The sequence below is a fragment of the Tardiphaga sp. P9-11 genome (assembly GCF_008329525.1).
In the GTDB taxonomy this organism is placed as follows: Bacteria; Pseudomonadota; Alphaproteobacteria; order Rhizobiales; family Xanthobacteraceae; genus Tardiphaga.
On the sequence record NZ_NPKQ01000006.1, the window covers coordinates 225,739 to 246,934 of the forward strand.

The window sequence follows — 21,196 nt, forward strand, 5'->3', positions numbered from 1 at the left end:
GGCCATTTCCCCATTCGCCCCGGGGCCTGGGAGGCAGTGTCACACCGCTGACATTTGCATCGGTCCATAACCGTGGACCCATTCGATACCAGCGGAGCTGCCATGACCGAACATTCCCTCGAAGACGCGCAAGCGATCCACGACCGCATTCGCGCAGAAATGTTGGACGGGTTCGACGAAGAACTCGAACTCGAGATCGACGACGATCGTCTCGACGCGCTGACCAACGAAATGTCCGGCCACAGCCCGGCGGAAACCATCGAGCGGCGGCACTATTTCAAGGAGCTGTTCCGCCTGCAGGGCGAATTGGTGAAGCTGCAGAGCTGGGTACAGCAGAACAAGCTCAAGGTCGTGGTGATTTTCGAGGGTCGTGATTCCGCTGGCAAGGGCGGCGTCATCAAGCGGATCACCCAGCGGCTCAATCCGCGCATCTGCCGCGTTGCCGCACTCCCCGCACCAAACGAGCGCGAGCGCACCCAGTGGTACTTCCAGCGTTACGTCTCGCATCTCCCCGCCGGCGGCGAGATCGTACTGTTCGATCGTAGCTGGTACAATCGCGCCGGCGTCGAGCGCGTGATGGGTTTCTGCACCGAGGATGATGTGGAGGAATTCTTCCGCTCCGTGCCGGAATTCGAACGTATGCTGGTGCGCTCGGGCATCATCCTGATCAAATACTGGTTCTCGATCACCGACGAAGCGCAGCATCTGCGCTTCTCCATGCGTATCGCCGACCCGCTGAAGCAGTGGAAGCTCAGCCCAATGGACGTCGAGGCGCGCACCCGCTGGGAGCAATACACCAAGGCAAAGGAGGCGATGCTCGAGCACACGCATATTCCGGAAGCGCCGTGGCATGTGGTGCAGGCCGTCGACAAGAAGAAGGCACGCCTGAATTGCGTCGCGCATCTGCTCGAGCAAATCCCCTACCAGGACGTCGAGCATCCGCCCGTGGTCCTGCCGGCTCGCATGCGCAATCCCGACTATCACCGCACGCCGGTGCCAGCCGAAATGTATGTGCCGGAGCGCTACTGAGAGTATTTTGAAAAACGGCGTCTCGTCCGCATCTACGGGACGCCGGCTGCTCGTAGAAGACACATCGTTTTGAATAAAAATCTCGTGCTGCGGCAGCGAAGTTGCGCGTACGATACTCATCAACAATAATTTACAGGATAGGCGTGATCGCATAGACTGCACGCGCCTGCATCATCGAGTTGCAACATATTGCTGCTTTTGAAATGATGACCGTACGCCTATATTGCAATCGTTGACTGGCTGACGCGACGTCTCATTGGACGTTCTCGCTCTTGCATCATTCTGGCTGGTCGATCGGGGGTTTCACTGTGGCAAATCTCAATATCAACGGCGAGCAGAAAACCTTCGACGCGCCTGACGACATGCCCCTGCTCTGGGTACTGCGCGATATTCTCGGCATGACCGGCACAAAATTCGGCTGCGGCGTCGCGCTATGCGGGGCATGCACCGTGCATGTCGACGGCAAGGCCGTGCGCTCCTGTCTGCTGCCGGTTAGCGCAGTTAGCGGCCGGGCCATTACGACGATCGAAGGCGTCGGCGCGACGCCGGTCGGCGCCAAGGTGCAGAAAGCCTGGTTGGACCTCGAAGTCATTCAATGCGGCTACTGCCAGTCCGGACAGATCATGTCAGCGGCGGCGCTCCTCGCTTCTACGCCAACTCCTGACGATTCTGACATCGATGCCGCCATGTCCGGAAATATCTGTCGCTGCGGCACCTATGTCCGTGTGCGTGAAGCCATCAAACATGCCGCCTCCGAACGGCAAACCTAGGAGTCGGTCATGAAACTTGCAGACAACATGCTTGTTGCGGCCAGTCCTGCAAACAAGCCTTCTGGCTTGTCACGGCGCAATCTGCTCGCTGGCGCCTTTGCCGGCGGCTTTATGTTGGCCTTCCAGCTTCCGGTACGCGCGGCCAATGAGCCGACGCAGCCTCCCGATACGACGGAGGGCAAATTCGCCCCCAACGCGTTCATCCGGATCGACACTACCGGCAAGACGACGCTGGTGATGCCGCAAGTCGAGATGGGGCAAGGCATCTATACGGCCATCGCCATGATCCTCGCCGAAGAACTCGACGCGGACTATGCGCAGATCACGCTGCAACATGCGCCGCCCAGCGACAAACTCTATGGCAATCCCATTTTCATCATCCAGGCGACCGGCGGATCGACTTCGGTGCGCGCATTCTGGAAACCTCTGCGCAATGCCGGTGCAACCGCGCGTGCGATGCTGGTGCAAGCCGCAGCTGAACAGTGGCAGGTCGAACCTGCGAGCTGCACGGCATCGAACGGGCAAGTGATGCATGCGGCCAGCGGCCGCAAGCTGTCCTATGGCGAGTTGTGCGACGCCGCCGGCAAACTCACGCCGCCGAAGGACGTCGCGCTTAAGGACCCGAAAGACTTCTCGGTGATCGGCAAGCCGCTGAAGCGCTTCGACACGCCGGACAAGGTCAACGGCAAGACGGTCTACGGCATTGACGCAATGGTGCCGGGCATGACATTCGCAACGCTGGCGCAATGCCCGGTCTTCGGCGGCAAAGTCGCCAAGGTCGATGACCGCGCGGCGAAGAAGATTCCGGGCGTGCGGCAGATCGTGGTGCTCGACGACCTCGTGGCCGTGGTCGGCGACCACATGTGGGCGGCCAGGTCCGGGCTCGAAGCACTCGATATCACCTGGGACGAAGGCCCCAACGCGAAGATCAGCTCGAAGGACATCTGGGCGCATTTGCGCGCGGCCAGCGAGACGGACGGCGTGATCGCCAAATCGGTCGGCGACATCGCCAAGGGTCTCGCCACCGGCGAACGGATCGACGCCTCCTACGAGATGCCGTTCCTTGCGCACGCAACCATGGAGCCCTTGAATTGCACAGTGCATTTCAAGGGAGATTCCTGCGAGGTCTGGACGGGCACGCAGATCATGTCGCGGGTGCAGTCCGAGGCTGCCAAGGCCGCTGGCTTGCCGGTCGACAAGGTGACGGTCAACCAGCACATGATAGGCGGTGGCTTCGGCCGCAGGCTTGAGCCTGACATGGTGGTGGCGGCGGTGCGCATCGCCAAACAGGTCAATGGACCGGTCAAGGTGGTGTGGACCCGCGAAGAGGATATCCAGCACGACATTTATCGCCCCGTCTATCGCGACAACATTTCGGCGACACTGTCGAACGGCAAAGTGGTCGGCTTCAAGTACAAGATCGCAGGCTCGGCCGTGATCGCGCGTTGGCTGCCGCCTGCGTTCCAGAAGGGCATCGACATCGATGCCATCGATAGTGCTGCGGACCAGCCGTACGACTTCCCGCATTTCCAGTGTGAGTATGTCCGTGCCGAACCGCCGGCGGTGCCGACCGGCTTCTGGCGCGGCGTTGGCCCCAACAACAACGTGTTCGCGATCGAGAGCTTCATGGATGAGCTCGCTCGCAAGGCCGGCAAGGATCCCGTCGCGTTCCGGCGTGAATTGCTCGGCAAGGCGCCGCGGATGCTGGCAGCCCTCGATCTAGCGGCAGAGAAGGCCAACTGGGGGCAGCCGCTGCCGGCGCGCGTCGGACGCGGCGTGAGCATCCAGCCCACCTTCGATACCTCGATCGCGACTGTGGTCGAAGCGGAGATCGATTCGCAGGGTGAAATTCGTCTGCGTCAGGTCAACGTGGCGGTCGACACCGGCATCGCCGTCAATCCTGACACCATCGTGGCGCAGATCGAAGGCGGCATCGTGTTCGGCCTCACCGCCGCGCTCTATGGCGATATCACCATTGAGAAGGGACGCGTGCAGCAGTCCAATTTCCATGACTATCGCATGCTTCGAATCGACCAGATGCCGAAAATCAATGTCCACCTCATCAAGAGCGGCGAAGCGCCTGGCGGTATAGGCGAGTGCGGCGTGATCGGCGGCCCGCCGGCACTGCGCAATGCGATCTATGCCGCGACTGGCGTTGCGCTGCGGAGGATGCCAATCGACCGCGATGCGATCGCCGAAAGGAAGAAGTCATGACGCCCGGCGCACGTCGCAATCTCGGCAGCGTCATTGTGATCGGTGTCGTGGCTGCAGCCGGCGCCGCGCTCTATGTGCGCGGTCCCGGACCGATGTCGTTCTCCGGTGGGCCGAAAGTGGCGCTGGCGGACTACAAGGGCGCCAATCCGACCGGCGTTCCCGCCAAAATGGCCAATGCCAGCCTGATCGAGCGAGGCGAATATCTCGCGCGTGCGGCGGATTGCATGGTCTGTCACACTGCACCCGGCGGCAAGGAATATGCCGGCGGCTTCGCGTTCAAGCTGCCGTTCGGCACGCTGTATTCGACTAACATCACGCCGGACAAAGAGACAGGCATCGGCAACTACACCGACCAGCAGTTTCTCGACGCCGTTCGAAGCGGCAAGCGCCACGACGGCGCCCGGCTCTATCCGGCGATGCCCTATACGTCCTACACTTACATGACCGATGCGGACACGCTCGCGGTCAAGGCCTATCTGTTCAGCCTCGCACCGGTGCGCGCAACACCGCCTGAGAATACGCTGGCCTTTCCGTTCAATCAGCGCTGGGCGATGACGTTCTGGTCGGCTTTGTTCAATCCCGATACGCGCTTCGAACCCGATACGTCGCAAAGCCCGGAATGGAACAGGGGCGCCTATCTCGTCGAGGCGTTGGCGCATTGCGGCGAATGCCACACGCCGCGCAATCTCGGCTTCGCGCTCGACAACCGCAAGAAATTCGCTGGCGCTCTGACCGCCGGATGGCGGGCCTTCAATATCACCTCGGACAAGACGACAGGCCTTGGCGGCTGGAGCGACGACGATGTCGTTTCCTATCTGTCGATCGGACATGCCAAAGGTCACGGCACCGCTTCGGGGCCGATGGGCGAAGCCGTGGACCACAGCTTCAGCAAGATGGCGCCGACGGATATCAAGGCGATGGTCGCATTCCTGCGCACAGTGCCGGCGATGTCCTCGCCTGATCTGCCCGCAAAACTCGCGCCACCCGCACCGCCCTCGCACAGGGACGGCATGACAGCGAACGCGCTTGGCAAGACGGTCTTCCAGGGCGCCTGCGTGAGCTGCCATGGCTGGACAGGCGAGAGCGCACTCTCGCCCATGGCCACGCTGACCGGCGCGTGGGCCGTTAACGATCCCGGCGCGACGAACGTGGCGCAGATCGTGATTTCCGGCACCAAGCGGCATACGCCGCAAGGCGCGCTCTCGATGCCAGCTTTCGGCAAGAGCCATTCAGATACGGAGATCGCCGCCGTCGCGAATTACGTGACCGCGCGCTTCGGCAGCAAGGGATCGCAGATCACGGCAAGCGACGTCGCGGATTTGCGCAAGCAGACGGAGCAGTAGGCCGAACTAGTTCAGCCAGAACTCAGGCACGGCCTGCGACAGCCGGCCACCGAGCCGCACCGGCGCGATGCGTGATGCGAGGCCGGTCTTGTCATCGGTTTCGACCGCAACGCCCGACAAGGTCGCAGGGCCGAAGGCGGGCTCGAAACGGCCGGAGGGAATGCCGGTCGTGAAGCGCCTGACAGGCTCTTCCTTCTGCATGCCAATCACGGAATCATAGTCGCCGGTCATGCCGGCATCGGTCATGTAGGCCGTGCCGCCGGACAGGATTTGATGATCGGCGGTCGGCACATGCGTATGCGTGCCGACGACGAGGCTCACGCGGCCATCGCAGAAGTAACCCATGCCCTGCTTTTCGCTCGAGGCTTCGCCATGGAAATCCACCACGATGGCGTCCGCGGCTTCCACCAGCGGACAGGCATCGATCTCCTTGCCGACAGCGCTGAACGGATCGTTGAGCGGCTCCATGAAGACGCGGCCCATGGCATTGATCACCAGCGCTCGCGCACCGTTCTTGGCGTCGATCAATGCAGCGCCGCGGCCCGGGGTGTGGCGCGGGAAGTTCAACGGACGGATCAGACGCGGCGCGCGTTCGATGAACACCAGCGCCTCTTTCTGATTCCAGGCGTGATTGCCGAGCGTCACCGCATCGGCGCCGGCGTCGACAAGATCATTATAGATCGCCTCGGTGATACCGAAGCCGCCAGCGGCGTTCTCGCCATTGATGATGACAAGATCGAGCTTCCAGTCGCGGATTAGGCCCGGCAGTTTTTCGAGGATCACCACGCGGCCGGTTTTGCCGACCACGTCGCCGATGAAGAGAATACGCAAGTCAGATGCTCCGAAAATCGATCGTCCGGGTTTCGGTTAGCACATAATCCAGCGCCACGTCGTGGGGTTGCATGGGAATGGCCTCGATTTCCTGGGTGTCGAAGGCCACACCCACGGAGATAAATGGCTTGATAGCGTACAGTTGTGCGAAGGTGCGATCGTAATGCCCCGCGCCATAGCCAATGCGGTGGCCGGCACGGTCGAATGCCGCGAGTGGTACCAGCAGGATATCGGGGATCAGTGGCGGCGCGTCCGATGCTGGCTCCGGAATGCCTAATGAACCGCGCACCAGCGCATCATTCGGGCTCCAGATCCGGAACATCAGGGGCTCATCACGGGCGATGATCACCGGGAGTGCCAATCGCGCCCCCCGGACGGCAAGATGCTGCATCAACGGGATCGGATCGATTTCGCTGCGAATAGGAGAATAGCCGGCGACGATGCAACCGGCCCTGACAGGGAAAGGCAGCCCACGCGCTGCAATGGCTTGCGCGGCTACCGACCGTTCGGCCTCGCTCAGCGCCGTACGGCGTGCCAGCGCGGCGATGCGGAGCTCGATCTTTGTCGGAGTGGGCGGCGTGTCGGACATGCCGCACAATATGCTGTCCGCGGAGCCTGCGGAAGCGCAGGACCGGTCTTCGCGATCATCTTTGGAAGCGCGGCCAGGATTGCACGGCAAACGCCACACAAAGGGCCGCAGCCATCAAGAAAGTGAAAGTGCGAAGCCACGATGGCCGTTGAAGCACTCGATCCCGGAGCACCTACGAAAGTAGGTGGGCACCATGTGACCAGGTCCACGGACCTGGCCAGGGACAGTTCCCGTAAGGATCGATAAGGCCCCGGGGATATATGGCTCCTGACGCGCGACGCAGCCTCGCCTGAGCAATGTAGGGGTTATGAGACGGATGCGCCAGTGCCCGCTTGGCATCAAAGCCTGCGTTATCCAATAGCAACGCCACCACCGATGGTACGGTTGAGCACCTGCGTGGTCTTCTCGATCCGCTCTGCCGCAGCATTCAGGGCCGCGGCAACCGCCGTCTGCGTCGCCCGCGCGCGGTCCGCAGCGACAACGCGTACGTCGCGCAGCGCGGCGAGTTCTTCCTGCAGGGCACGGATTTGCTGATTGGCATCGACCAGTTCGTCGGCAATCGTCAGCGCTGCCATGACCGTCAACCGTGCATCGCCGATTTCGCCGAACTTGCCGCGCAGGTTTTCCACACGGGATTCGAGACTTTCGGCCAGCCGAAGCAGCCGGGTCTCCTGCCCCTCTTCGCAGGCCATGCGATATTGCCGGCCATTGATGGTGACGTTGACGTGGCTCATTTCGCTTTACTCATGCGCGTTGTCAGTCGCCAGCACCGCGCGAATGGTGCCGATGGCAGTGTCGAGCTTGTCGGCGATGTCGCGATTGGCACGCTCCAGCCGGCGCGATTTCACCAACGTACCGTCGAGTTCATCCGCCAGCCGCGACCGGTCTGCGCCAAGCGCCTGAATGCGCGTCGCAAGTTCATCTTCGTCGCGATCAGCCTCGCGGCGACGCTCCACAGCGCTTTCCAGCGCATCCAGCGCGCCCATCAGCCGTCGCGTTGCCGCGTCAATCTCCGCCGCGCCGTTATTCGCGGGGTCGGAGGCCGAGAGATGGGCGGGGCGTTCGATCATACTGGGTTACGCGGGACCTTCGGTGTGATGGGACCGGAGCTCAAAAACCACGGCTCCGCAAGCCTTTAGGCCCTGAAACTTAGGTTGCAAGCGAGCCGGACGCAACGCCGCTTAAAAGCTATGCACCGCAAAGCCGACAAAAACCGCCGGTAGATATCCACAGACCAGAACTGTCCGGGAGACCTTGGACTCCCAGGAACCCAGATGCTATCCACCAGTTTCTCCAAAGCGATCCCAACATCTCGCTGCAGACCGCCCCTCTCGCGGACGCAGAATATTCCATTCCCTTCAATTTAAACGGAAACCGACATGGCGCAGGTTGATCACTCGAAAATGGCCAACGCGATTCGTGCCCTCGCCATGGACGGCGTGGAAAAGGCCAAATCCGGTCACCCTGGGCTGCCGATGGGCGCCGCCGACGTCGCCACCGTACTGTTCACCCAGTTCCTCAAATTTGACGCCGCCGATCCGAAATGGCCGGACCGCGACCGTTTCATCCTCTCGGCTGGCCACGGCTCGATGCTGCTCTATGCCCTGCTCTATCTGACGGGCAACAGTGAGATGACGCTCGACCAGCTGAAGAATTTCCGTCAGTTGCATTCGAAGACCCCAGGCCACCCCGAGAATTTCCACACCTCAGGCGTCGAGACCACCACCGGCCCGCTCGGCCAGGGCGTGGCGACCGCGGTCGGATTCGCGCTCGCCGAGCGCATGCTGGCGGCCGAATATGGCGATGTGGTCGATCACTACACTTACGTGCTGTGCTCCGATGGCGACCTGATGGAAGGCATCAGCCATGAAGCGATGGCGCTCGCCGGTCATCTCAAGCTGTCAAAACTGATCTTCCTGTACGACGACAACGGCATCTCGATCGACGGCCCGCTGTCGCTCGCCGACAGCGTCGATCAGGTCGCGCGTTTCAAGGCTCATGGCTGGAATGCCGTGCATATTGACGGTCACGACCAAGCCGCTATTGCCGCAGCGATCAAGCAGGCGCAGGCGTCCGACCGTCCGTCGATGATCGCCTGCAAGACCACCATCGGCTTTGGCGCGCCGACCCGCGCTGGCACTTCGAAGGCCCATGGCGAACCACTCGGCGCCGAAGAACTCGCCGGCGCCAAGAAGGCGCTGGACTGGAACTACGGCCCGTTCGAAGTGCCCGATGACATCCTGCAGGCCTGGCGCAATGTCGGTAAGCAGGGCGCATCGGCGCGTGCGGATTGGCAGAAGCGTTTCGATGCCCTGTCGGGCGACAAGCGCAGCGAATTCACCCGCCGCAATGATCACGTTCGTCCGGCCGCCATGGAAGATGCGATCCGTACGCTGAAGAAGAAGTTGGTCGATGAGCCGCAGACCATCGCGACCCGCAAGGCCAGCGAACTCGCGTTGGAAGCGCTGGTCCAGGTCGTACCAGAGATGGTGATCGGGTCCGCGGATCTCACGCCGTCGAACAACACCCGCACCAAGCACGCTATTGAGGTGAAGCCCGGCGACTTCGCCGGTCGCTACATCCACTACGGCATCCGCGAAATGAGCATGGCCGCAGCCATGAACGGCATCGCGCTACATGGCGGCTTCATCCCGGCCGGCGCCACCTTCATGTGCTTCACCGACTATGCGCGCCCGGCGATGCGCATCTCGGCGCTGGCGCAGATCCCAGTCATCTACATCATGACCCATGACTCGATCGGCCTCGGCGAAGACGGCCCGACCCATCAGCCGGTTGAGCATCTGGCGGCGATGCGCGCGATGCCTAACATGCGCGTGTTCCGCCCGGCGGACACCGTCGAGACCGCCGAATGCTGGCAGCTCGCCATGGAGAAGACCAACGGCCCGACCATGCTGGCATTGTCGCGCCAGAACCTGACGCCGGTACGCACCACGCATCATGACGCCAATCTCTGCGCCACCGGCGGCTATGAGCTGGTCCCAGCCAACGGCAAGGCCGCCGTGTCGATCTTCGCGTCGGGCTCGGAAGTCGAGATCGCCGTCGCGGCGCAGAAGCAGCTCGCCGACAAGGGCATCGCAACGCGGGTCGTATCGGTCCCCTCGCTCGAACTGCTGCTGGAGCAGCCTGAAGAGCGCCAGAAGGCGATCATTGGCGACGCGCCGATCAAGATCGCGGTCGAGGCCGCCGTCCGGTTCGGCTGGGATGCGGTGATCGGCCATGATGGCACCTTCATCGGTATGAAGGGCTTTGGCTCGAGCGCGCCCGCCAAGGAGCTCTACAAGCTATTCGGTATCACGGCCGAGGCCGTTGTGGAGACTGCTACACGCAAGCACAATGCGGCTTAACTCTATCGGAACGCTGGTAAATTTGACACATTGCACCAGCGTTCCATTCAGGGCATGAAACGCCCGTCACATGACACTATATGAAGGCCCTCACGCGAGGTTTGAGCCTAATAAAGGGAGAAGTTGAATGGCAGTCCGGGTTTCGATCAACGGTTTTGGCCGCATCGGCCGCAACGTCCTGCGGGCGATCTACGAGTCCAAGCGCACCGACATCGAAGTCGTCGCCATCAACGATCTTGGCCCGGTTGAAACCAACGCCCACCTGCTGCGCTTCGATAGCGTGCATGGCCGCTTCCCCGGCGAAGTCACCGTTGACGGCGACAGCATCCAGCTTGGCAACGGCAACAAGATCAAGGTCACTGCGGTGCGCGATCCGAACACGCTGCCCTGGAAGGATCTCGGCATCGATATCGCGCTCGAATGCACCGGCATCTTCAGCGCCAAGGCGAAGGCGACGTCGCATCTGACCGCAGGCGCCAAGCGCGTGCTGGTTTCGGCTCCGTCCGATGGTGCTGATGCTACGATCGTCTACGGCGTCAATCACAGGACCCTCACCAAGGATCATCTGGTCGTCTCCAACGGTTCGTGCACCACCAACTGCCTGGCGCCTGTCGCCAAGGTGCTGAACGAGACCGTCGGTATCGAAACCGGCTTCATGACCACGATCCATGCTTACACTGGCGACCAGCCGACGCTGGACACGCTTCACAGCGATCTCTATCGCGGCCGCGCCGCTGCCATGTCGATGATTCCGACCTCGACCGGCGCCGCGAAAGCCATCGGCCTCGTGATGCCCGAACTGGCCGGCAAGCTCGACGGCGTCTCGATCCGCGTGCCGACCCCGAACGTCTCGGTGGTGGATCTCAAGATCATCGCCAAGAAGTCGACCACCAAGGAAGAGATCAACGAAGCCATCAAGAAGGCTGCGGCCGGCGAGCTGAAGGGCGTGCTTGGCACCACCAGCCATCCGAACGTGTCGATCGACTTCAACCACGATCCGCATTCGTCGACCTTCGCCTTCGATCAGACCAAGGTGCAGAACGGCACGCTGGTCCGCGTGCTGTCCTGGTACGACAACGAATGGGGCTTCTCCAACCGCATGGCCGACACCGCCGTTGCGATGGGCAAGCTGCTCTAAGGCAAGAGCGGAATCCCGGGCGCAGCGCAAGACGCCGCGCCCGGGAGCCAACGAATGTAGCGGTCCCCGCTTTGCGGCGCCCCGCTCTGCGCTGACCTGCGTTTGGGACACAACACCATGACCAATTCTTTCCGTACCCTCGACGACGTCGATGTGAAGGGCAAACGCGTTCTCGTGCGCGTCGATCTCAACGTGCCCATGGATAGTGGCAAGGTTACCGACGCAACACGGCTTGAACGCATCGCGCCGACCATCACCGAAATTTCCGACAAGGGCGGCAAGGTCATCCTGCTCGCGCATTTCGGTCGCCCCAAGGGTCGCGATGTCAAGGACTCCTTGAAGCCGGTTGCTGAAGCACTCACGCATGTCATTAAAAAGCCGGTGGCATTCGTCGATGACTGCATCGGCGAAGCTGCAACCAAGGCTGTCACGGCATTGAAAGATGGCGACATTCTCTGCCTCGAAAACACCCGCTTTCATCCTGGCGAAGAAAAGAACGATCCGGCTTTCGTCGCCGAACTCGCCAAGCTCGGCGACATCTGGGTCAATGACGCATTCTCGGCGGCGCATCGCGCCCACGCCTCCACCGAAGGCCTCGGTCACAAGTTACCCGCCTATGCCGGCCGCACCATGCAGGCCGAGTTGGACGCCCTCGGCAAGGCGCTGGACGCGCCGACCAAGCCGGTGATCGCTATCGTCGGCGGTGCCAAGGTGTCGTCGAAGATCGACCTGCTGGAAAACCTTGTCACCAAGGTCGATGCGCTCGTCATCGGCGGCGGCATGGCCAATACCTTCCTGCATGCGCAAGGCGTCAAGGTCGGCAAATCGCTGTGCGAGAAAGATCTCGCTCCGACCGCGCTGCGTATTATCGACAAGGCCGAAGCTTCCGGCTGCGCCATCATTCTGCCGGTGGATGCGGTCGTCGCATTTCACTTCGCGGCCAATACGCCGTCGCATGCTTACGGTCTCGATGCGATCCCCGATGAAGGCATGATCCTCGACGTCGGTCCGCAGTCGATCGAACGCATCAACGCAGCCATCGACGACGCCGCCACCCTGGTCTGGAATGGCCCGGTCGGCGCATTTGAAATGACTCCATTCGACCGCGGCACGGTTGCCGGCGCCAAACACGCAGCCGCGCGCACCAAGGCGAAGAAACTGATTTCAGTAGCGGGCGGCGGCGATACTGTCGCTGCGCTCAATCATGCCGGCGTCGCCGATGACTTCTCTTACATCTCGACCGCAGGCGGCGCTTTCCTCGAATGGATGGAAGGCAAGCCACTGCCGGGTGTGGAAGTGTTGAAGAAGTAGCAGCGGCACGTTTTTGCCCGCAGGACTTGCAGGTGCACGACGTTTATGTTATGTTCCTGCCATCGCAGACGAACCGATCAACATCACGACAGACATCCTCATCGCGATCCGCGCTGATATTTCGTCGTTTCGTAACTCGGTTGAACGGCGTCTTGGTCGGCTGGAAGAAATAGGCCGTAAGTAGCGTCGGGACGACGCCGGCATGCTCGTAATGATTCGTGCGACTGCTGGCGATTTCGACGAGCGCGTGACTGAAGTGGAAGTGCACGCCGCGGCACTCGAAGCTCGCGAACATTAGTTACCGGGAATTCCATTAGCTGGAACGCTGGGCCATCGTGGCGATTAACGCAGGCTGTATGCGCGGCTGATGGCGTCTTGGATTCGCCGTCTCCTCGCGCTAAGAGCCATATATCCCTCGGCGCGGCGTTTGCGCCTGTCCCAATTTACAAGGAGCTTCCTGCATGGCCCGTATTACGTTGCGTCAACTGCTCGATCACGCGGCAGAACACGATTACGGAGTGCCGGCCTTCAACATCAACAATATGGAGCAGGCCCTCGCCATCATGGACGCGGCCAACTCCGTCGATGCGCCGGTGATTATTCAGGCCTCGCGCGGTGCGCGCTCCTACGCCAACGACATCATGCTCAAGCACATGATGGACGCCGTCACAGAAATCTATCCGCACATTCCCGTCTGCGTACATCTCGACCACGGCAATGAAGCCGCAACCTGCATGACGGCGATCCAGGCCGGCTTCACCTCGGTGATGATGGACGGTTCGCTGAAGGCGGACGGCAAGACTGCGGCAGACTGGGACTACAATGTCGGCGTGACGAAGACCGTGACCGACATGGCACATCTCGGCGGCATCTCGGTGGAAGGCGAGCTCGGTGTGCTCGGCTCGCTGGAGAGCGGCATGGGCGAGGCCGAAGACGGCCACGGCGCCGAAGGCCAGCTCAGCCATGACCAGTTGCTGACCAATCCCGACGAAGCCGTGAAATTCGTCAAGGAGACCCAGGTCGACGCGCTGGCGATCGCCATGGGCACCTCACACGGAGCCTACAAGTTCACCCGCAAGCCGGACGGCGACATCCTCGCCATGAACGTGATCGAGGAAATTCACCGCAAGCTGCCCAACACGCATCTGGTGATGCACGGCTCGTCGTCGGTGCCGCAGGACCTGCAGGACATCATCAACAAATTCGGCGGTCAGATGAAGCCGACCTGGGGCGTCCCGGTGTCGGAAATCCAGCGCGGCATCAAGCATGGTGTGCGCAAGATCAACATCGATACCGACAACCGCATGGCCATGACCGGTCAAATCCGCAAGGTGCTGAGCGAAAACCCGAGCGAATTCGATCCGCGCAAATATCTGAAGCCGGCGATGGAAGCCATGGTGAAGCTCTGCACGCAACGCCTGCAGGAATTCAATACCGCCGGCCAGGCCAGCAAGATCAAAAAGGTGCTGACCACGGCCGAAATGGCCAAGCGCTACGCATCGGGCGAGCTGAACGCGAAGATCGCCTGAGCCCAAACTGCCAATTGACTGTCATTCAGCCTGCCATACAGCATATGGCAGGCTGAATTTTTTGCCGGAATCGGATGCGGACGGGCCCATTGATCGGCCAGATGCTCGGATTTTGCCCGAGAACGGTCTAGATTGGCCTGCAGGACTAGCCCGCTCAGGACATGCCCATGAATCTCGCCGAACTCAACAAAATCGCCCGCGCCATGACCGCGCCGGGCAAGGGCTTGCTTGCCGCGGATGAGTCCGGCGGCACGATCAAGAAGCGCTTCGATGCGATCGGCGTGGAATCCACCGAGGACAGCCGCCGCGACTATCGCGAGATGCTGTTCCGCTCGCGCGAGGCCATGAGCAGCTACATCTCGGGCGTGATCCTCTACGACGAGACGATCTGGCAAAACGCCAAAGACGGCACGCCACTGGTGCGGCTGATCGAGGAAGCCGGCGCCATTCCCGGCATCAAGGTTGATGAAGGCACACAGGCACTGCCGAACTGCCCCGGTGAATTGATCACAGCCGGTCTCGACAAGCTCGCCGAACGTCTTGCCAAATATTACGCGCGCGGTGCGCGCTTCGCAAAGTGGCGCGCGGTGATCGATATCGGTGCCGGCATTCCCTCAATGACCGCAATCTCAGTCAACGCCCATGCGCTCGCCCGCTATGCAGCACTATGCCAAGCCGCGCAGATCGTGCCGATCGTCGAGCCTGAAGTGCTGATGGACGGCGATCACGACATCGACCGCTGCGTCGAGGTGACGCAACGCGTACTCAACAAGACCTTCCAGGAACTGCGGGTCCAGCGCGTGGCGCTCGAAGGCATGATCCTGAAGCCCAACATGGCGATCTCGGGCAAGAAGTCGAAGACACAAGCCGGTGTTGCCGAAGTCGCGGAGAAGACCGTGCGCATGCTCAAGAACTGCGTGCCCGCATCCGTGCCCGGCATTGCATTCCTCTCTGGCGGTCAGTCGGATGAGGATGCCACAGCGCATCTCGACGCCATGAACCGGATCGGCGGCCTGCCTTGGCCACTGACATTCTCCTATGGCCGTGCGCTTCAGGCGGCGCCGCAAAAGGCCTGGTCCGGCAAAGCTAACAATGTGCCTGCCGGTCAGCAGGCCTTCACCCATCGTGCACATATGAATTCGCTGGCCAGCAAGGGCGAGTGGTCGACCGATCAAGAACAGAAGGCGCTATAGTCTTGGCTTCCAAACCAGTCCCTCCGCCGCCGATGCCGCGTCTCTATCTCGCAACGCCCATCGTCGAAGATCCGTCAACGCTCGCGGCCAGCCTTCCAGCTCTCTTGGGCAAGGCGGACGTCGCTGCCGTCCTGGTGCGACTGGCGACGACCGATCAGCGTACCATGATCACACGCATCAAGACGCTGGCGCCGGTCATCCAGAACGCCGGTGCAGCGATGCTGGTCGAAGGCAATGTCGAACTTGTCGCGCGTGGCGGCGCCGATGGTGCGCATCTGCCCGGTCTTGCTCCCCTGCAGGATGCACTACCCTCGCTGAAACCCGATCGCATCGCCGGCTGCGGCGGATTGTCGACACGCCATAACGCGATGGCTGCGGGCGAAGCCGGCGCCGACTATGTGCTGTTCGGCGAGCCCGACCCAAACGGCCAGCGCCCGTCGACCGAAGCGATCACCGAGCGCCTGCAGTGGTGGGCCGAATTGTTCGAACCGCCTTGCGTGGGCTTCGCCACGACGCTCGGCGAAGCCAAGGAATTCGCAGCCGCAGGCGCCGACTTCGTGCTGGTCGGCGACGTCGTCTGGAACGACGCGCGTGGCGCTGCTGCTGCCTTGATGGACGCAGCGAAGGCGATCCAGCAGGGATACGCGGCGCTCGTCTCGGGGCAGTCCAAAGTCGAACAGGAATAACGCGGGAATGAAAGTTCTGCGTTCCCTCACTGTGATTGCCGGTTGCCTGACTTGGGCAGCCAGCGCGACCGCGCAGATTTCGCTGACGCCGCCGGGCGTGCAGACGCCGCCACCGGCTGCAAGCAAGGCAGCACCAAAAAAGGCGCCGGCACCGGCGAAAGCGCCAACAGCAGCGAAGAAAGCCCCTGCGCCACCCGCTGAAAAGCCCGCGCAGCCTGCAGAAGCTGCTTCGACGGACCCCAATGCAGATCTGGTTTATGGCGCCTATCAGCGCGGCCAGTACAAGACCGCTTTCGACCTCGCGAGCAAGCGCGCGCAGGAGAACAACGATCCGAAGGCGATGACCATGCTTGGCGAACTCTACGCCAATGCACTGGGCGTCAAGCGCGACTATGCGAAAGCCGCTGAATGGTATCAGCGCGCGTCGGAGCGCGGCGACCGCGAGGCCATGTTCGCACTGGCGATGCTGCGGCTGTCGGATCGTGGCAATGTCGGCAAACGCGATGAGGCCGTGAAGCTGCTGGCGTCGTCGGCCAAGCTCGGCAATTCCAAAGCCGCCTATAATCTGGCACTGCTCTATCTCGACGGGCAGACCCTGCCGCAGGACGTCAAGCGCTCCGCCGAACTGCTCCGCGTCGCCGCCGATGCCGGCAATCCGGAAGCGCAATACGCGCTGGCGACGTTCTACAAGGAAGGCACCGGGGTCGAGAAGAGTATCGACAAGGCCGTTCGCCTGCTTCAGGCGGCGTCGCTGGCCGACAATGTCGATGCCGAGGTCGAATATGCCATTGCGCTCTATAACGGCACGGGGACCCCCAAGAACGAGGCTGCGGCCATCGCCTTGCTCCGCAAGGCCTCCAAGCAGAACAGCCCGATCGCCCAGAACCGTCTCGCCCGGGTGCTGGCGCTGCGCACCAATACCGAGGACCGGCTGGAAGGCCTGAAATGGCACATCGTGGCCAAAACCGCCGGAAAGGGCGACCTGATGCTCGACGAGCTTCTGGCTCAGGCCACCCCCGAGGAAAAGACCAAGGCCCAGGAAGCCGCCAAGAAGTGGCTGGGCACGACCCAGAAATGACCCCTGTAGCGATCTTGCCTTGACGGGATGCCGCCCGCAGGGCACCCATCGCCCCAGCAACCCCAATCAGACCTGCCGTCAGGTCGTCGTGAGACGAACGCATGATCAATTCAGCCCTTATGAACGTGATGGTGAAAGCCGCACGCCGCGCCGGCCGCAGCCTGAAACGCGACCTCGGCGAGATCGAGAATCTGCAGGTCTCGATGAAGGGCCCCGCCAATTTCGTCAGCCTCGCCGACAAGCGGGCCGAAGAGATGCTCTATACCGACCTCAACAAGGCCCGCCCGGGCTATGGCTTCCTCGGCGAAGAAGGCGGCAACCGCGAGGGTACTGACAAGAGCCATACCTGGATCGTCGATCCGCTCGATGGCACCACCAACTTCCTGCACGGCATCCCGCAATTCGCCGTCTCGATCGGTCTGGCGCGCGAAGGTCAGGTGATTGCCGGCCTGATCTACAATCCGGCCAATGACGAACTCTACATGGCCGAAAAGGGCTCGGGCGCATTCCTCAACGACACCCGCTTACGCGTCGCCGGCCGCAAGCAGCTCAACGAATGCGTCATCGCCTGCGGCCTGCCGCATATCGGCCGCGGCGACTTCGAATTGTCACGCAACGAAATGGCCGCGTTGCAGCCGAAGGTCGCCGGCCTGCGCCGCTTCGGCGCGGCCTCGCTCGATCTGGCCTTCGTCGCAGCCGGTCGCCTCGATGGCTATTGGGAGCGCAACTTGCAGCCTTGGGATATCGCTGCCGGCCTGATCCTGATCAAGGAAGCCGGCGGTACTGTTGGCGATATCAATGGCGGTGATGTGCTGACGACCGGCAACGTCGTTGCCGGCAACGAGTTCGTGCACGGCGCTCTGACGAAGATCCTGCGGCCGCTGACAAAATAAGATTGATCGCTCGAATAGAAAAAGCCCGGATGGCGTTGCGCCATCCGGGCTTTTTATTTGACTGCCTTAGCTGTGCGACACGGACGGCGACGCGGTCGGCTCGTCCTGCTTTGCCTCTTCCATCTTCGGCGCCTTGTCCGGCGAGAACAGCCGCTGCACCGACACGAAGAACACCGGCACCATCAGCAGCGCCAGGATCACCACCGCGATCATGCCGCCGGTGACCGACGTACCAAGCGCCTGCTGGCTGGCACCGCCGGCGCCCGATGCAACGACCATCGGCAACACACCGCAGATAAAGGCGAGACCGGTCATCACAATCGGACGGAAGCGCAGGAAGCAGGCTTCCATCGTGGCATCCACCAGCGACTTGCCTTGCGTGCGCAGGTCCTTGGCGAATTCGATAATCAGAATAGCATTCTTGGCGGCGAGGCCGATGATCGTAATCAGACCGACCGTGAAGTACACGTCGTTCGGCAGGCCGCGCAAATTCGCTGCCAGCACGGCACCAACGATGCCGAGCGGCACCGTCATCAGCACGGCCACCGGGATCGTCCAGCTCTCATAAAGCGCTGCGAGCACCAGGAAAACCACCAGCGCCGACAGCGCGAGCAGGAACGGCGCCTGCGAGCCGGACAGCTTCTCCTGCAGCGACTGGCCGGTCCATTCGAAGCCGAACCCCCGCGGCAACAAGCCAGCCAGACGCTCCATCTCCTTGATGGCGTCGCCCGAGGTAAAACCGGACCGTGCTTCGCCCGAGATGCGCACCGCGGGATAGAAGTTGAAACCCGCGATCTGGGTCGGTCCCTTCGCCCATTCCACCGTCGCAAAGGACGAGAACGGCACCAGCTGTCCGCGGCTGTTCTTGACATTGTAGTTCAGGATGTCGGCCGCGTTCATCCGGTTGGCGGCCTCGGACTGCACCACGACGCGCTGCATACGGCCACGGTTCGGGAAGTCGTTGATGTAGTTCGAACCGAGATTGGTCGAGATCGTGCTGTTGATGTCCTCGAAGGTGACGCCGAAGGCGCCGGCCTTTTCGCGGTCGATCATCAGATTGACCAATGGCGCCGGCGGAAGGCCTTCGACGAATACCTTCTGCAGCACCGGGCTGGCATTGGCGTCCGCAATCAGCTTGTCGGATGCAGCATTAAGCGCGACGAACCCCTTCTGGCCACGGTCCTGAAGGCGGAAGCTGAAGCCCGAAGAGTTGCCGAGGTTATCGATCGGCGGCGGCTGCAAAGCGGAGATCTTGGCGTCGCGGATCGACGACAATTCCCGATTGATATCGTTGACAAGCGCCGCGGCGGAATCGCCGGGCGGGCGTTCAGCCCAGTCCTTCAGGGTGATAAAGGCCTGCGCGGTGTTCATCCCTTGCCCGAGGAAGCTGAAGCCGGTGAGGAACACGACGCTCTCGATGCCGGAACGCTTCTTCAGATATTCCTCGACCTTTTCGATGGCGCCCTCGGTGCGAGCGAACGAGGAGTCCGATGGAGTCTGCACGTCGGTGGTGATGAAGCCCTGATCGTCGATCGGCAGAAAGCCGCCGGGCATCCGCATGAACCCCCAGGTCAGTCCCACCAGCAACGCGACATAGACGATCAGCAAGCGTCCGGTGCGCTGGATCGACCAGCCCACTGTCCTTGAATAGCCATCGCGAGTGGCGTCGAGCTTGCGATTGAACCAGCCGAACACGCCCTTCTTGGCATGGCCGTGTCCTTCCTTGACAGGCTTCAGGAAGGTTGCGCAAAGCGCCGGCGTCAGCGACAGCGCCAGCAGCGCGGAGAACGCGATCGAGGCAACCATGGTGACCGAGAACTGGCGATAGATGATGCCGACCGAACCCGGAAAGAACGCCATCGGCACGAACACGCCGATCATCACCAGCGTGACACCGATGATGGCGCCGGAGATCTGGCCCATCGCCTTCTTGGTGGCTTCCTTCGGCGGAAGCCCCTCCTCGCTCATGATGCGCTCGACGTTCTCGACCACGACGATGGCATCGTCGACGAGAATACCGACAGCCAGCACCATGCCGAACATGGTCAGCATGTTGATCGAATAGCCGGCCAACAACAGCATCGTACAAGTGCCGAGCAGCGCGATGGGCACGACGATGGTCGGGATCAGCGTGTAGCGGAAGTTCTGCAGGAAGATGAACATCACGATGAAGACGAGGACAACCGCCTCGATCAACGTCATCACCACCTTCATGATCGATGCTTCGACCACCGGCGTGACGTTGTACGGAATGTCATAGGCGATGTTGGCAGGGAAGAAGTTCGACAGCTCCTTCATCTTGGCTTCGATCGCGGAGGCCGTCGCCAGCGCATTGCCCTTCGGGGACATCAGCACCGACAGGCCGGCCGTCGGCTGGCCGTTCAGACGCGTGGTGAACTGGTAGCTGAGGCCGCCGATCTCGATACGGGCAACGTCGCGCAGCCGCACGGTTGATCCGTCGGAATTGGCGCGCAGCACGATGGCGCCGAATTCTTCCGGCGTGGAGAGCTGGCCCTTCACGAGCACCAGCGACGAGGTCTTGGTGGTCGCGGTCGACGGCTCGGCGCCAACGCTGCCGGAGGCGACCTGGGCGTTCTGCGCAGTGATCGCCTTGTTGACGTCGTCGGAAGTGAGTTGATAGCCGACCAGTTTGGCGGGATCGACCCAGACGCGCAGCGAGCGCTCGGTGGAATAAAGTGAGGCACGGCCGACGCCGGGGATACGACGAATTTCACCGAGGATGTTCCGGATCATGAAGTCGCCGAGGCCGACTTCATCGAGGCTGTTATCGGTGGAGCGCAGCGTGATGATGTTCAGAACCGCAGCAGAGGCTTCCTCGACCAGGATACCCTGTTGAATCACGGCACGCGGCAGACGCGCTTCCACGCGCTTCAGGCGGTTCTGCACTTCGACCGACGCCTGGCTGGTATCGGTACCGGGTTGGAAGTTGGCGATGATTTCGACAGCACCTAGCGAGTCGCTCGTCGATTCGAAGTTCAGAATGCCGGCAGCACCGTTGAGCTCCTCTTCAATCAGCCGCGTCACGCTGTTGTAGAGATTCTCCGGCGACGCGCCCGGATAGCTGGTCGAGATCGAAATCGATGGCGGCGCGATGATCGGATACTGCGCAATCGGCAGCTGCGGAATCGCGATGGCGCCGAACAGACAAATGAAAAGCGCGACGACCCAGGCAAAAATCGGCCTGTCGATGAAGAAACTAGCCATAT

Annotated in this window: 17 protein-coding genes and 1 other RNA gene; 12 read left to right on the plus strand and 6 right to left on the minus strand. The window is 61.8% G+C overall.

Annotated features, from left to right (window positions below; genetic code table 11):
- Positions 1–102: 102 nt before the first annotated feature.
- The 4 genes from ppk2 to CIW50_RS20590 all read left to right on the plus strand — a co-directional run bounded on the left by ppk2 (position 103) and on the right by CIW50_RS20590 (position 5,356).
- Positions 103–1,029, plus strand: a complete 927-nt coding sequence (gene ppk2, locus CIW50_RS20575; protein WP_149533048.1) for a polyphosphate kinase 2 — start codon at positions 103–105, stop codon at positions 1,027–1,029.
- A gap of 308 nt (positions 1,030–1,337) precedes the next feature.
- Entirely contained in the window at positions 1,338–1,799 is a 462-nt protein-coding gene (locus tag CIW50_RS20580; protein ID WP_149533049.1) for a (2Fe-2S)-binding protein, read from the plus strand.
- Between the two features lie 9 nt (positions 1,800–1,808).
- Complete coding sequence (locus CIW50_RS20585; RefSeq protein WP_246664376.1) at positions 1,809–4,013, plus strand: xanthine dehydrogenase family protein molybdopterin-binding subunit; 2,205 nt, start codon at positions 1,809–1,811, stop codon at positions 4,011–4,013.
- A complete protein-coding gene (locus tag CIW50_RS20590; RefSeq protein WP_149533050.1) occupies positions 4,010–5,356 on the plus strand; it encodes a c-type cytochrome in 1,347 nt (448 codons plus the stop codon). Before CIW50_RS20585 ends, CIW50_RS20590 begins: the two co-directional genes overlap by 4 nt.
- A gap of 6 nt (positions 5,357–5,362) precedes the next feature.
- Here the strand turns inward: CIW50_RS20590 and CIW50_RS20595 are convergent, their stop codons facing one another.
- The 5 genes from CIW50_RS20595 to CIW50_RS20615 all read right to left on the minus strand — a co-directional run bounded on the left by CIW50_RS20595 (position 5,363) and on the right by CIW50_RS20615 (position 7,846).
- Positions 5,363–6,187, minus strand: coding sequence for a TIGR00282 family metallophosphoesterase (locus CIW50_RS20595; protein WP_149533051.1), 825 nt, complete (start codon positions 6,185–6,187; stop codon positions 5,363–5,365).
- A gap of 1 nt (position 6,188) precedes the next feature.
- Positions 6,189–6,776: a 5-formyltetrahydrofolate cyclo-ligase gene (locus CIW50_RS20600; RefSeq protein ID WP_149533052.1), complete on the minus strand. Its 588-nt coding sequence runs from the start codon at positions 6,774–6,776 to the stop codon at positions 6,189–6,191.
- 129 nt (positions 6,777–6,905) lie between these two features.
- A non-coding RNA gene (ssrS, locus tag CIW50_RS20605) (6S RNA) lies at positions 6,906–7,065 on the minus strand.
- Positions 7,066–7,126: 61 nt separating this feature from the next.
- Entirely contained in the window at positions 7,127–7,510 is a 384-nt protein-coding gene (locus CIW50_RS20610) for a cell division protein ZapA (protein ID WP_068735170.1), read from the minus strand.
- A gap of 6 nt (positions 7,511–7,516) precedes the next feature.
- Positions 7,517–7,846, minus strand: a complete 330-nt coding sequence (locus CIW50_RS20615; RefSeq protein WP_149533053.1) for a DUF4164 domain-containing protein — start codon at positions 7,844–7,846, stop codon at positions 7,517–7,519.
- 309 nt (positions 7,847–8,155) lie between these two features.
- On the opposite strand from CIW50_RS20615, the gene tkt reads away from it, so the two are divergent.
- From tkt to CIW50_RS20655, 8 genes are all read left to right on the plus strand, one after another.
- Positions 8,156–10,141: a transketolase gene (gene tkt, locus CIW50_RS20620; protein WP_149533054.1), complete on the plus strand. Its 1,986-nt coding sequence runs from the start codon at positions 8,156–8,158 to the stop codon at positions 10,139–10,141.
- A gap of 127 nt (positions 10,142–10,268) precedes the next feature.
- The gene (gap, locus tag CIW50_RS20625; RefSeq protein ID WP_149533055.1) at positions 10,269–11,279 is read left to right on the plus strand and encodes a type I glyceraldehyde-3-phosphate dehydrogenase; all 1,011 of its coding nucleotides are present in this window, start codon (positions 10,269–10,271) and stop codon (positions 11,277–11,279) included.
- Between the two features lie 117 nt (positions 11,280–11,396).
- Entirely contained in the window at positions 11,397–12,590 is a 1,194-nt protein-coding gene (locus CIW50_RS20630) for a phosphoglycerate kinase (RefSeq protein WP_149533056.1), read from the plus strand.
- 461 nt (positions 12,591–13,051) lie between these two features.
- A complete protein-coding gene (gene fba, locus CIW50_RS20635; RefSeq protein ID WP_149533057.1) occupies positions 13,052–14,119 on the plus strand; it encodes a class II fructose-bisphosphate aldolase in 1,068 nt (355 codons plus the stop codon).
- Positions 14,120–14,286: 167 nt separating this feature from the next.
- On the plus strand, positions 14,287–15,312 hold the full coding sequence (locus tag CIW50_RS20640) for a class I fructose-bisphosphate aldolase (RefSeq protein ID WP_149533058.1): 1,026 nt from the start codon (positions 14,287–14,289) through the stop codon (positions 15,310–15,312).
- Between the two features lie 2 nt (positions 15,313–15,314).
- Positions 15,315–15,998: a thiamine phosphate synthase gene (locus tag CIW50_RS20645; RefSeq protein WP_149533059.1), complete on the plus strand. Its 684-nt coding sequence runs from the start codon at positions 15,315–15,317 to the stop codon at positions 15,996–15,998.
- Between the two features lie 7 nt (positions 15,999–16,005).
- Positions 16,006–17,076 carry a tetratricopeptide repeat protein gene (locus CIW50_RS20650; protein ID WP_149533060.1) on the plus strand — a complete coding sequence of 357 codons (1,071 nt, stop codon included), beginning with the start codon at positions 16,006–16,008 and terminating at the stop codon, positions 17,074–17,076.
- Positions 17,077–17,177: 101 nt separating this feature from the next.
- Positions 17,178–17,969: an inositol monophosphatase family protein gene (locus CIW50_RS20655; protein WP_089265396.1), complete on the plus strand. Its 792-nt coding sequence runs from the start codon at positions 17,178–17,180 to the stop codon at positions 17,967–17,969.
- 66 nt (positions 17,970–18,035) lie between these two features.
- Here the strand turns inward: CIW50_RS20655 and CIW50_RS20660 are convergent, their stop codons facing one another.
- Entirely contained in the window at positions 18,036–21,194 is a 3,159-nt protein-coding gene (locus CIW50_RS20660; protein ID WP_149533061.1) for a multidrug efflux RND transporter permease subunit, read from the minus strand.
- Between the last annotated feature and the right edge of the window lie 2 nt (positions 21,195–21,196).